Genomic DNA, 13,437 nt, shown 5'->3' on the forward strand with positions numbered 1-13,437 from the left:
GGCGCTCAGCGCTCAGCGCTCTCGCAGGCTCTCCTCGCGGTGCTGGACCAGCGGGGACAGCACGTACTCGATGACGCGGCGGCGGCCGGTGCGGATGTCCACCGAGCCCGACATGCCGGCGCTGATCGGGACCGGCTTGCCTTCCACCATGACCTGGTTGCGGGCCAGCTCCACGGTGACCGCGAAGAGCAGTCCGCGCTTGTCGTCATGGACGGCGTCGCGAGAGACGTGCAGCACGCGGCCCGGCACGGTGCCGTAGCGGGTGTAGTCGAAGGCGTCGATCTTCACCGCGACCGTGTCGCCCGCATGGACGAAGCCGGCGTCGCGGTTTTCGATGAAGGCCTCGAACTGCATGCGGTCGCTGGCGGGCACGATCTGCATCAGCGCCTGCGCGGCAGGCACCGCCGCGCCCTCGGTGTGCACCGTCAGCTGGTGCACCGTCCCGTCCACCGGCGAGCGCAGCTGCAGCAGCGCGCGATGGGCGCTGGCGCGGGTCACGTCCTGCGCCGCTGCCTGCGCGATGCGCTGCGATTCGGCCAGATGGTCCTGGGCCGTCTTGCGCAGGCTGGCGCGCAGCTCGGCCTGCTGGGCGCGGGCCAGGGCGATCTGGCCCTCCAGCTCCAGCCGCGCGGTCTTGCGCTGCATCCACGCGTCGCGCGAGACGTCGCGCGTGGCGGCCAGCGCCTCGTAGTCCCGCTCGCGGTCCTGGGCCAGCGGCAGCGAGGCGGCGTAGCGCGCGATCTCACGGGCCAGGCGGTCGCTCCGGGCGGTGTACTCGCTCCAGGCGTCGGCCAGGAAGAGCTCGCCGTCGCGGCGTCGCTCGGGCGTGATGTCCTCCAGCGGCGGGAGCCGCGGCGCGCGCCCGGTGCCCAGCGCATCGATCAGCGCGCGCTGGACGGCCACCTGCACGGTGGCGGTCTGGCGCTCGCCGTCGGCCTTGTCGAACTCGCTGCCGGCCTCGCGTCCGTCGAGCTCGATGAGCAGCTGGCCGGCGCGCACGCGCTGGTTCTCGACCACGTGGATGGCGCGCACTGAGGCGACCTGGGTGGAGGAGATGGTCTTGGTCTCGCCGGTGACGGCGATCTTGCCCTGGCCGACCGAGACCACATCGACATGGCTGAAGGTGGCCCAGGCCAGCGTGACCAGGATCATCAGCACCAGGCCGCGCGCGACCCAGCGGCCGGCCGGCGAGACCGGGCTGGCCTGCAGCGCCAGCGCGGCGGGCAGGAACTCGGCCTCGTGGGCCTTCAGGTCGGGCGTGCCCTGGGCGGACTGCAGCCGCCAGGCGTGCCCGGTGACCTGGGCGTAGCGGCCGAGCAGCTCGGCCGCGGCTTGGAATCGGTGTCGCAGGCTCATGATTGCGTCTCCCGGGAGGTGTCCCGCAGCGTCTGCTGCAGCGAGTTCAGGTGGGTGTAGATGCCGTCGGGGTTGGCGAGCAGTTCGTCGTGGGTGCCGGACTCGGCCACCTCGCCGCGCTCCATGACCACGATGCGATGCGCGTCGCGGACCGCCGAGAGGCGGTGGGCGATGATCAGCACCGTCCGCCCCTGGCAGATCGAGCGCATGTTGTCCTGGATGACCTTCTCGGACTCGTAGTCCAGCGCGCTGGTGGCCTCGTCGAAGATCAGGATGCGCGGATCGCCGACCAGCGCGCGCGCGATCGCGATGCGCTGGCGCTGGCCGCCGGACAGGCCCGTGCCGCTCTCGCCGACGATGGTGTCGTAGCCGTCGGCGAGCTCGCAGATGAAGTCGTGCGCGCCGGCCAGCTTCGCGGCCTGGATGACGGCCTCGATGGACAGGGTGGGATCGGCCAGCGCGATGTTGTCGCGGATGGAGCGGTTGAACAGCACGTTGTCCTGCAGCACCACGCCGACCTGCTGGCGCAGCGAGGCGGTGTCGATGACGGCGATGTCCTGGCCGTCGATCAGCACGCGGCCGCGGTTGGGCACGTACAGGCGCTGGACCAGCCGCGTCAGCGTGCTCTTGCCGGAACCGGAGCGGCCCACGATGCCGATGACCTGGCCCGGCTCGATGCGCAGCTTCACGCCGCGCAGCACGTCGGAGGCGTCGGGGCGGTAGCGGAAGGCGACGTTGTCGAACTCGATCGCGCCGGACAGGCGCGGCAGGCGGGTCTTCTGGCCGGCGACCTCGGGGCGGGCGTTGAGCACGTCGCCCAGCCGCGCCACCGAGATGCCGACCTGCTGGAAGTCGTTCCACAGCTGCGCCAGGCGCAGGATGGGACTGGAGACCTGGCCGGCCAGCATGTTGAAGGCGACCAGCTCGCCCACGCTCAGCTTCTGGTCGATCACCAGCAGCGCGCCCAGCCACATGATGGCGGCGGTGACCAGCTTGCTGATCAGCGTGATGCCGGCGTTGGCGACGGTGGCGATGTTGGTGACCGACTGGCCGGCGGTGACGTAGCCGGCGAGCTGCTTCTCCCACTTCTGGATCCAGCGCGGCTCGACCGCCATGGCCTTGACCGTGTCGATGCCGCTGATGGTCTCGACCAGGAAGGACTGGTTCTCCGCGCCCTTGTTGAACTTGGTGTCCAGCCGCGCGCGCAGCACCGGCGTCAGGACCACCGACACGATGAGGTAGAGCGGGATGGAGAGCGCCACGATCAGCGTCAGCGCCGGGCTGTACCAGAGCATCACGCCGAAGAAGACGACCGAGAACAGCAGGTCCAGCACCAGCGTCAGCGCATTGCCGGTGAGGAAGGAGCGGATGTTCTCCAGCTGACGGATGCGGGCGACCGAGTCGCCGACGCGGCGCGCGTGGAAGTAGGACAGCGGCAGCGCCACGAGGTGGCGGAACAGGCGCGCTCCGAGCTCGACGTCCAGCTTGTTGCTGGTGTGCGAGAAGACCCAGGAGCGGATGCCGGTGAGCACCACTTCGAAGACGGTGGCGCAGATCAGGCCGACGGCCACGACGTTGAGGGTGCTCATCACATGGTTGACGAGCACCTTGTCCATCACGACCTGGAAGAACATCGGCGTCACCAGGCCGATCAGCTGGATGAAGAGCGAGATGAGCAGCACCTCGCCCAGGATGCGGCGGTAGCGGACGATGGCGGGGATGAACCAGGTGAAGTCGAACTTGGCCATCTCGCCGGCGAAGCTGGCCTTGCTGGTGAACAGCATCAGGGTGCCGGTCCACAGCGCGACGAACTCGTCGATGCCCAGCACGCGCGGCGCCTGGCCGGGGTACTGGATCAGCACCTGGCGGCCGCCGTCGGGGGACTGGCGGCATTGGGCCAGGAGGAAACAGCGGCCCTCGCGGTCGCGGCCGATGGCCGGCAGCGGCGCCTTGTCCAGCCGCTCCGCGGGCTGGCGCAGCAGCTTGGCCTTCAGGCCGAGGTGGCCGGCGGCCAACTGCAGCGTCTGGTCGTCGAAGGCCTCGCCGCCGAACTGGTGGCGCAGCTGCGCCTCGTCGGCGGGCAGGCCGTGCAGGGCGGCGATGGAGAGCAGGCAGGCGAGGGCGGGGTCCGGGGCGGCGCCGGACGAGGCGCCGGCGACCGACGCGGCGGCGGATGGCGCCGCGCAGGGGGGGCTGGATACGGTGTCGGACGCCTGGGGCGACCCGGGCATGCGCCGGGTCGATGGCGGGGCGACGACGGCAGCGTCGAGGAGGGTGTCCATGATGAGAGTCCTGGTGAAAGGGGGGCCGGGCGGCCGGAGCCGCCCGGTGGTCGTGCGATGACCTCAGCGAGGCCTCAGCGGCAACCGGTCATCGAGACGTCGCCAGCAGCGGTGCGGCGGTCTGGGGTCGGTCTTCCGGCGAGGCGGTCGTCATCGCCCCCGAGGCCTGCGCGAACCCGGCCATCGCCTGCACCAGCGCGGCCGTGTCGGTGAGCGCCTGTGCCATCGCCGTCGCGCCGGCGGCGGTCATGTCGCGCAGCGCCTGGCTGCCGTACTCGTCGCCCATCTCGGTGACCGAGAAGTTGCAGCTGCCCGGCAGGGCGTCCAGCTCCTGGGCCGACATCTCGAACACCATGCTGGAGCTCCACGGATTGCGGAAGATGTATTTCCCGTTGGTCTCGTTCACGCCAATGATCGAGAAGGCGTGCCCGCCGACCAGCGTCGTCTTGCCGTTCTCGTCCGTGGCGCTGCGCCATGAGCCGTGGGTGACCAGGCCGGAGCCGTCCTCCAGGGCCGCAACGACCGCCTCACGGGCATCGATGCCGGAGCCGTAGATCTTGTTCACGCCGCCGGTGAGCGAGCGCTGGGCGATCCGGCCGTAGTTCCCACCCATGCCGATGCTGTAGTCGTTCTCGATCTGGGCGTGGCCGTTGGCGACGAAGTAGCCGCTGGCCATGGCCTCCACATACGCGTCCTCCAGCAAGCGCACCCAGCTTCCCCCGGCGACGCTGGCGCCCTGGGACGAGGCGACGCCATCCACCGTGATGAAGAAGGGGTTGTCGGCGCCGCCGCTGTAGAACTTGACGGCGAAGGTGCCGTTGCCGTTCGCGCTGATCAGGCCGGACAGGCGGTCAGGAGCCACCGCGGCCAGCTCTTCGACGGAGGAGATCAGCCAGCAGTTGCCGTATCCCCCCTGGGCCACGCTGAGCGCCGCCTGGCCGGTGGCGCCCTTGAACAACACCGAATCCGACAGATCCACGTAGGAAGCCGCCTTCGGGTTGTTGGTGCCCAGGAACCACTTGTTGACCGAGGCGGTGAACGCGTCCGCGCTCATGCCGGCCGCCAGGCCGTCCTTGCCGATCATGCTGGTCAGCAGCGACGAGACGTAGGTCTGGCCGCCGTTGACCGCCTTGGCGCCGGACAGCATGCCGTTGATGGCGGCGAACTGGTCGACCGAGAGGCCGTCCGCGCCGATGCCCGACTGCATGCCGGTGAGCATCGCCAGCACCGAGTCGTAGCTGATGCCCGCGTCGCGCGAGGCGGCGGCGAGGTAGCCGGCGTGGGTCTTGTCGGCTTTGCCCATCGCGATCCCGCGACGGGTCGCGTCCAGGCCTTGCAGCGCGGCCAGCGACATCTGGTTGACGCCGTCGGCCGGGATGGCGGCGAAGGCCTCCACCGACAGCGCGTTGAGCCAGCGGGCGCTGACCGTGTCGAAGTCGGTGACGCGGCTCAGCTGCTCGGGCCGGATGGCGCTGGCGGCGGCTTCGGGAATCCAGCCGACGTTGGCCACGGCGGCGAACTGCTCGGCGGTCCAGCCCGAGACCGACGCGGCGGTCAGGCTGCGCATCGTCGCGGCGGTGAACCGACCGAAGGCGGTGGTGGGCACCGAGCCCCAGGCGTCGGTGGACAAGGCGCCCAGCCAGCCCGGATTGAGCTTGTTCCACGCGCCGGCCTGGATGGCGCCGACCTGGTCGGCCGACAGGGCCGCCACCGCGGCCGGGGACAGCGCCTCCAGCCCCGGCAGTGTCGCGATGCGGGCCGGCGACAGCGTGCGGATCATGTCCGGACGCAGGCCGCTGGCGCCGGCGGCCGACAGACGGTTGGTGTCGAGCGCGGCGAACTGCTCCAGCGTCAGCGCACCGATGCAGGCGGCCGACAGCTGCGGAACGGAGCCGGTGTACATCGCCTTGATGCCGGCCGCCGGCACCGCCGCCAGGGCTTCCGGCGTCAGCGCGTTGAACCAGGCGCCCCACATGTAGGAGAAGCTGGAGCTGATCGCGCGCACCTGGTCGGGCGAGAGGGCGTGGACCGCCGCGTCGGTCAGGACCTGCAGGTTGGCGATGCGTGCGATCTGCGCGGGCGCCAGGCCGCGGATGGTGTCCGCGGTCAGGCCGGTCGTGCCGGCCGCCAGCGACGGCAGGTTCGCGATGGCGGCGATCTGGTCGGCGTTCAGCGCGCTGACGGTGGCGGCGCTCAGGCCCGCCACGGCGCCGGTCGACAGCCGGGCCAGACCCATCGCGGGCAGCGCAGCCGCGGCGGCTGGCGACAAGGCGTTCAGCCAGGCCGCGCCGACGGCGTTCCAGCCGGCGCGGATGCCGCTGACCTGGTCGGCGCTCAGCACGGCGACGGCGGCCGTCGAGAGCATCTCGGGGTTGCGCAGCGCCGCGACCTGGGCCGGCGTCATCGCCGCCACCGTGGCCGGCAGCAGCGCCTGGATCACCGTCGGCGGTACGAGCGCGAAGGCGCCGGCCGGCAACGCGGCCAGCGACTCGGCCGACATCGCGTTGAGCTGGTCCGCGGTGAACGCGGCGCCGTTGATCGTGGCCGCCTGGCCCAGCAGCGCGGTGCGCGCGGCCGAGGCGTCGGACGACAGCCGCTCGGTGAAGGGCAGGCTCATCAGCTGATCAGCATTCATCGCCGAGACCAGTGCCGGGCTCAGACCCGCGACGGCCGTCGCGGGCAGCGTGGCCAGGGCCACCGGGGACAGCGCCACGAAGGCTGTGGGCGACAGGGCCGTCAACCAGGCCGGCGTGACGCTGGCCAGGTTGAGCAGCGCGCCCGCCTGGGCCGGCGTCAGCGCCGCGGTGGCGGCGGCGGGCAGCGTGCCGATGGCCGGCAGGGACGCGATCTGGGCCAGCGTCATGCGGCCCACCACCGCCGCGGTCAGCCGCGGGGCCATGGAGGTGGACAGGCCCGCGATGATGCTCGGCGGAATCGCGGCCAGCGCGGCCGGCGACAGCGCGTCGAATTTCAGCGTGCTCCATTCCGAAGGCATGAACCACGGCGTCTGGATCGGCGTCAGCGCGGCGACCGCGGCCTGCGACAAGCGGGAGACGTCGTCCATCACCTTGATCTGTCCGGGCGTGAGCGCGGCGGCGGACGCGGGCGACAGCCGGGCGACCTCGGTGGGCGACAGCGGCTCGATGATGGATGGCGGCAGTGCCGAGATCGCGGTGGGCGACAGGGCGTTGATCCAGTCGGCGCTGTAGGCGTTCATCCGGACCGTCAGGCCGGCCGTCTGCGCCGGAGTCAGCGCGGCGACGGCGGTGAGCGACAGGCTGTTGAGCGCGGGCAGGGTCGCGACCTGAGCCGGGGTCATCGCGCGGACCGCGTCGGCGCCCAGCGCGGGCGCGATGGTGGTGGACAGCTTGCCGATCGAGGCGGTGGGGATCGCCGCGATGGCGCTCGCGGGCAGCGCGTTGAGCCAGTCGGCCGTCACGTTGTTCCAGGCGATGGGCAGCGCGGCGACTTGCGCGGCGCTCAGGCCGGCGAGCGCGCTCGGCGCCAGTTGCTCGGGCGTGGGCAGCACGGAGAGCTGCGTGGCGCTCATCGCGGCGAGGGTCGCGGCGTTCAGTCCCTGGACCGTGGCGCTCGGCAGTTGCGCGATGGCCGAGGCCGGCAGGATCGCGATCGCCGCCTGGCCCAGCGCGTTGAAGGTCGCGGCGCTGACCGTCGACCAGTCCGGCGTCGCCAGCAGCAGGCCACGCACCGAGGCGGCGTCGGCGCTCAGCGCGTCGGGCGTCGCGAGCGATGCCAACTGCTGCGGGCTCATCGCGAGGATGGTGGCGACCGACAGGCCGGCCACCGTGGTCGCGTTCAGCGCGCCGATCGCCGCGGCGGGCAGCGCGGCTTTCGCCTCGCCGGACAGCGCATTGATCCAGGCCGCGTCGACACGGGTCCAGTCGATGCGCAGGCTGCTCAGCTGAGTCGAGGTCAGGCTGGCGACGACGGTTGCGGCCAGCAGTTCCGGATGCGGCAGCGCGGCCAGCTGGGCGGGCGTCATCGACGCCAGCGTGGTGGCGCTCAGGCCGCGCAGCGTGGCGTCCGGGAGCTGGCCGACCAGCGTCGCCGGCAGCAGCGCGACGACCGAGGCCGGGCAGGCGTTCAGCCAGGCGGCATCGATGCGGGCGGCGTCCAGCGGCAGGGCGGCGATCTGCGCGCTCGACAGGTTGGCAAGCGCGCTCGGCGCGAGGGCGGAGGGCTGGCTGATCGCGGCGAGCTGGCGCGTCGACAGCGACTGCAGCGTGTCGGCGTCCAGCCCGTTCAGCACCCGGGCCGACAGGCGCGAGATGGCGGCCGCATCCAGACCCGGCAGCGCGTCATGGGACAGGTTGTCCAGCCAGTCGGCGTAGACCTCGCCCAGGCGCGGGCACAGCGCGGCGACCTGGGCGGCGCTCAGGGCGGCGACGGCGTCGGCGCTCAGCAGCGCCAGTGAGGGAATGCCGACGATCTGGTCCGGCCTCAGGCAGGCGATGGTGGCTGGGCTCAGACCGGCGACGGCCCGGCGCGAGATCGAGGCCAGCAACGGCGCCGGCATCGCCGCGAGGGCGTCAGGACGCAGCGCGTTCACCCAGTCGGCGCTCACGGTGGACAGCCCGCCGGACAGGTTGCGAGCCTGCTCGGCGGACAGCTCCCGGACCGCCTCGATGCTCAGGCAGTCGGCGCGGGTCAGGCGGGAGATGGCCATCGGACTGAGGGCTTTCAGCGCCTCGGGCGTGATGGCGGCGATGGCACTGGCCGAGAGCGCGCCGTAGTTGGAGATCGCGGCCAGTTGCGCCGGCGTCATCGCGCCCACGGTGGTCGCGCTCAGGCCGAGCTGGGCCGAGTTGGACCACTGGGTGACCGCGCCCGGCGCGATTGCCGCGATGGCGGCCGGCGACAGGGCGTTGATCCAGGCGGCGCTCGCGGTGGCCCAGCCGTTGCGCAGGGCGGCGACCTGCGCCGGTGCCAGCGCGGCGGCGGCTTCGGCGGACAGCAGGTCCGGACGGGTGAGCGCCGCGACCTGGGCGGGCGACATGGCGGCGATCGTCTCGGGCAGCAGCGCGGCCATCTGGGCGCTCGGCATCAGCGCCAGGCCGCCGGCGGGGAGCTGCGCGAGCTCGGCGGGCGACAGGCCATTGAGCCAGGCGGCGGTGGCCTGGGCCCAGTTGGTCGAAGCGAAGTTGCCCAGGGCGGCGTTGCGCACCTCGGCGGCCGTCGCGTTCAGCAGATCGGGACGGTTGATCGCCGCCAGTTGATCGCTGGAGAAGCCGGACAGCGTCGCGGCGGTCAGCGTCGGAACGACGGCGGTGGGCAGTGTGGCCAGCGCGCCGGGTTGCAGGGCGCCGATCACGCCGGGCGACAGCGCGTCCAGCCAGGCCTTGGTGACGCCGCTCAGGGTCGTGATGCCGGCGACCTGGGTCGCGCTCAGGACGGCGACGGACGCGGCGGGCAGCGTGTAGAGGCCTGGCAGAACGGCAAGCTGCTGGGGCGCGAGCGCCCGCAGGGCCTCCAGCGACAGCGCCGGCGCCACCGCCTTGTTGAACTGCTTGATGTTGTCCGGCGGGAGCACCGCCAGGGCGCTCGGCGACAGCGCCTGCATCCAGGCGACGGACATCGCCCCCCAACTGAAGTTGATGGTGCGGACCTGGTCGGCGGTCAGGGCCGCGATCGAGGCCGGCTGGAGTCCCAGGACGGCCGTCGAGCTCAGCTTGCCGAAGTCGACCGGCGCGATGCGCGCGAGATCGGAGGGCGCCAGCGCGTTGAGCCAGTCCGAGTTCACCTTGCTCCAGTCCGTGGGCGCCAGCGCCGCAGTGCGGATGGCCGCCGCCTCGGGCGACAGCAGCGACGGCGACGGAATGGCGGCCAGCTGGGCCGCGCTCATCGCGGACACGACCGCGGTGCTCAGGCCCGGCACGACGTCGGCCGGGATCGAGGCGATCTGCGCCGTCGTCAGGCCGCCCACGACCTCGCGCGACAAGGCGTTGATCCATTCAGCGGGGAGCTCGCCCCATCGCTCGTTGTCCAGCGCAGCGACCTGCGCGATCGACAACGCGCCGATCGCGCCCGGGCGCAGCTCGGTGATCCCGGCCAGGCCGCCGATGACGTCCGGGGCCAGTGCCCGGATGGCGTCGGCGGACAGGCCGGCCGCGCCCGCGTCCAGCGCGCCCAGGGCGGTGATGGCGACGATCTGCTGGACGCTCATCGCGGCGATGGCGTCGGCGCTCAGCTGCGCGACGCGGGTGGCGCTCAGGCCGCTCAGGGCCGAGGTGTCCAGCTGCGCGAGGCCGGCGGCCGGCACGGCGGCGAAGGCGTCCGTCGACAGCGCGTTGATCCAGTCGGCGGAGAAGTCGCTCCAGCGGCCCTCGTCGATGGCCGCCACCTGCGCGACGGACAGCGCGGCAACCGCGTCGGGACGCAGGGCATCCAGGCCCATGCCGCTGATGAGTTCCGGGCTCAGCGCCCGGACGGCGCTGGCGGACAAGCCGGCGACGCCGGCGTCCAGGCTGCCCAGCGACGTGATCGAGAGGAGTTGCTCGACGCTCAGGGCGGCCACCGCGTCGGCGCTCAGCTCCGAGACGCGGAAGGCGCTCAGCCCGGCCAGCGCGGCGCTGGTGAATTGCGCGACCTTGGCCGGCGTGATGGCGGCGAAGGCCTGCGGCGACAGCGCGTTGAGCCAGCGCGCCGACAGGTACTTGCCGTCGATGCCGATCGCGGCGACCTGCTCCGGCGACAGCGCCGCGGCGGCCCTGTCGCCCAGCCAGTGGATGTTGATCAGCTTGCCGACCTGGGCGGGGCTCAGGCCCCGCACCTGGTCGGCCGTCATGCCCTGGACCGCCGCGCCCTTCAGATAGTTCAGGGGCGCGATGGCGCTCAACTGGGCCGCGCTCATCGCGGACACCATGGCGCCGGTGAAGGCGGCGACCTGGGTGCCGGTCAGCCATTGGCAGTGGGGGATGTCCAGGCCGGCGAGGTCGGCGGGCGCCAGCGCCGCGATCTGGGCGGCCGTCAGGGCGGTGAACTGGGCTTTGGTCAGGGTATTCAGGGTGGTCATGGTGTGGTGAGCTGGTGGCTCTTTCGAGGGAGGGAATGGCCGGAAAAGGTCGGCCGCGGGACAACAGCGGGCGCTTCTCCTCGGTCCTTCCGGGAGTCGCGCGGGCTTGGGGGGAATCAGGGGGTGGGCAGCGGGCCGTCGAGCGCGGCGATGCCGTCTCTATTCATTTCGCCGAGGTCCGACATCAATTTCAGCCGGGCCGCGTTCCACTGGTATTCGCACTGGGCTCGTGCATCGAGCGCGTCGACCAGGGTGCCTTGGGCGGAAATCAGTTCCAGGATGTCCGAGACGCCGCGTTCATATCGATTCGTCGCGGAATCCATGGCCGATTGCGCGGCCTGGAGCAATTGATTCGCGGCGTCGATGTTGTCCAGCGAGGCCGCCAATTCCGCGTGGGTCTTGACCAGCTCCAGCAGGACGCGGTTTTCGGTGTCCGTCACCTGCAGTTCGGATTTCTCCGCCTGCGCCTGGGCTTCCTGGATCTTGTTGCGACGGGAATCACCATCGAACAGCGGAATCGTGATCGTGGCGCCGACGGTGAAGGTGCTCGAGCGCGAGGCCTGGACGCTCTGGTTCGGATAACCATTGCGGTAGTTGGCCGCGGTGAAGTCGATGGTGGGGCGCCCGGCCGCCCGGGCGGCGGCGACGCCGGCCTGGCTCGCGTCGCGCTGATAGCGGGCGGCGAGGATGGCCGGGTGGTGGGCCCTGGCCTCATCCAGCAGCTGGCCCAGGTCGGGCAAATCGGCGCGCGACGGGGTCGGGCTCTTGTCCGGGAGGCGCAGCGCCGTGCCGGCCGGCACGCCCATGGTCTGGACCAGCACCGCGGTGGCCTTGTCCAGCTCCGCCTTGGCGCGCTGCAGGTTCAAGCGTGCGCGGGCCAGCGAGGCCTCGGCCTGCAGGGTGTCGGCGCGACTGGCGGCGCCCTTCTGCTCCCGGTCGCGGGCGGCGTCACGGGTGCGCTGCGCCAGCGCCACCGACTGCTGGCGCGCGCCCAGCGTGGCGCTCGCCTGCAGGGCGGAGAAATAGGCCTGGATGGTGTCGGAGACGGTCCGGCGCACGGCGTCGTCGTAGGTGCTGGTGGCCGCGGTCAGCAGGCGTTCGGCCATTTCCTCGCGGGCGGCGCGCTCGCCGAAGTCGAAGAGTCGCCAGCTCAGGCCGAGATAACTGCTGTAGCCGGTGACGCGCTGGTTGCCGCCCGGCGACTGGGTGCTCTGGCTGGTATTGCTTTGCGCCGTCAGCGAGGCATTGACCGTCGGGAGATAAGCCGCCTTGGCCGCGGCCAGTTGGATTTTCTGCGCCTTGATGGAAACCCAGGCCGTGGCTGTGCGGGTATCCCGGCACAGGGCACTGTCGACGGCGGCGCTGAGCGTAACCAGGGTTTGGGCATCGAGGGTGGTCGTGCAATCCGGTGGGGTTTCCGCCAAGGCGCCAATTTGAATGGCGCCGCCGATGCCAAAGGCCAGTATTGGCCGCAGCCAGAGGTGATTGATCGACCGCATGGAAACTCCCTGGAAACTGGCCCGGCGGACTGCTGGGTCACGGCGAAAATCTCAATTCGCCAGGTCAGTTTAGGAAGCGAAAGAAGGCTCCGGATGTCGATTCCGTCAATGTCTTTCGGCGGCGGCTGAACCGATCATCGATTGATCAATTCAAGGGATTCTGCTGCCTTGATTCTGCTGATTTTGTTGAGGCCAATCACCCGAATGGGTGGGGTGCCTGAATATGTTATTGACGCGTTGAGAAACTACTAATGTTTGCTAGTTAATTTGAGTAGGTATTCCAGCAAATCGCGGCGTCAATTGGTTTGGCGTCGCGCGCGCCCACCCTCCGCGAAGCCAGGCGCCATCGGCGATGCGCGCCCTTTCGCGGACGAACGAAAGCCGGCGCGCGATGCAGGGCATCGGGCGCCGGCGGACTAGCAAAAAGAAGGGAGTGAGTGGCTCAGCGGCCCATGAAGGCGTCGGCGCGCAGGGTCACCACCAGGGTGTCGCGGTGGCCCGGATGGGTGGGCTCCATCGGCTGGATGGGGGTGGTCTCGTGGATCACGCGCTCGTCGTCGAGCAGCAGCAGCGTCCAGGGCTCCATCATCGTGAAGCGCTGGCCGCGCGGACCGTCGGCCTCGAAGACGCGCGACTCGCCCCCCTTGATGCCATGGCGGGCCAGCATGAAGACGGCCACCAGGTCCACGCCGTCGCGGTGCGCGCCTTCGGGCGTCGGGCGGCCGATGCCGCCGGCGGTGTCGATGCGGAACTGGTGCGCCTCGACGAACCACGGGCGCGCGCCCTTGAGCCGGTCGGCCACGCCCGCCAGGCCCAGCAGCAGGCGCGGCCAGATGGGCAGCTCCACGGCGGCGGGCTCCATGGGCTCGAACCAGCGCTCGATGCCGCCGTGCAGCGCGTTGTAGTCCACCGGCTGCCAGTGCGCGCGGTGCGGCGCCAGGCGCACCGACGGGTCGGCCTGCGCGTCGACGACGAAGCTCGCGTGCCGCCGGAAGCGGTAGCGACCGCCGTCGCGCAGGTAGGCGTCGGGCGGCAGGTCGTTCCAGAAGGGTTGCAGCCCGCGCAGGTCACTCGCCTGGCAGTGCAACCAATGCGTCAGGCTCTCCGGCGCGATGACGGTGTGACCGAGGTCCTGCAGTTGCTGCTCGAACTGCGCGGCGCTGGAGTAGGGCGGCGGGAAATGCTTCATGCCCGCGAGTATCGGACGCCTCACCCGCCCTGGCGCATGTCACGCCGGCAACACGGGATTCGCGGTGCGCAAAGCGCT

5 protein-coding genes are annotated in these 13,437 nt (G+C 71.3%); all 5 read right to left on the minus strand.

Annotation, left to right across the window (positions count from 1 at the left end; genetic code table 11):
• Positions 1-12: 12 nt before the first annotated feature.
• The 5 genes from BM393_RS22655 to BM393_RS22675 all read right to left on the minus strand — a co-directional run bounded on the left by BM393_RS22655 (position 13) and on the right by BM393_RS22675 (position 13,359).
• Positions 13-1,356, minus strand: coding sequence for an HlyD family type I secretion periplasmic adaptor subunit (locus BM393_RS22655; RefSeq protein WP_091733272.1), 1,344 nt, complete (start codon positions 1,354-1,356; stop codon positions 13-15).
• Positions 1,353-3,638, minus strand: coding sequence for a type I secretion system permease/ATPase (locus tag BM393_RS22660; RefSeq protein ID WP_254783573.1), 2,286 nt, complete (start codon positions 3,636-3,638; stop codon positions 1,353-1,355). The genes BM393_RS22655 and BM393_RS22660 overlap by 4 nt, the downstream gene beginning before the upstream one ends.
• Before the next feature lie 88 nt (positions 3,639-3,726).
• Positions 3,727-10,671 carry a C2 family cysteine protease gene (locus tag BM393_RS22665; protein WP_091733276.1) on the minus strand — a complete coding sequence of 2,315 codons (6,945 nt, stop codon included), beginning with the start codon at positions 10,669-10,671 and terminating at the stop codon, positions 3,727-3,729.
• A gap of 116 nt (positions 10,672-10,787) precedes the next feature.
• The gene (locus BM393_RS22670; protein ID WP_091733278.1) at positions 10,788-12,170 is read right to left on the minus strand and encodes a TolC family protein; all 1,383 of its coding nucleotides are present in this window, start codon (positions 12,168-12,170) and stop codon (positions 10,788-10,790) included.
• A 442-nt stretch (positions 12,171-12,612) separates the two neighbouring features.
• Complete coding sequence (locus BM393_RS22675; protein ID WP_091733280.1) at positions 12,613-13,359, minus strand: 2OG-Fe dioxygenase family protein; 747 nt, start codon at positions 13,357-13,359, stop codon at positions 12,613-12,615.
• Positions 13,360-13,437: the final 78 nt, after the last annotated feature.

Origin of the sequence: Mitsuaria sp. PDC51, from assembly GCF_900113225.1 — a bacterium.
In the GTDB taxonomy this organism is placed as follows: Bacteria; Pseudomonadota; Gammaproteobacteria; order Burkholderiales; family Burkholderiaceae_C; genus Roseateles.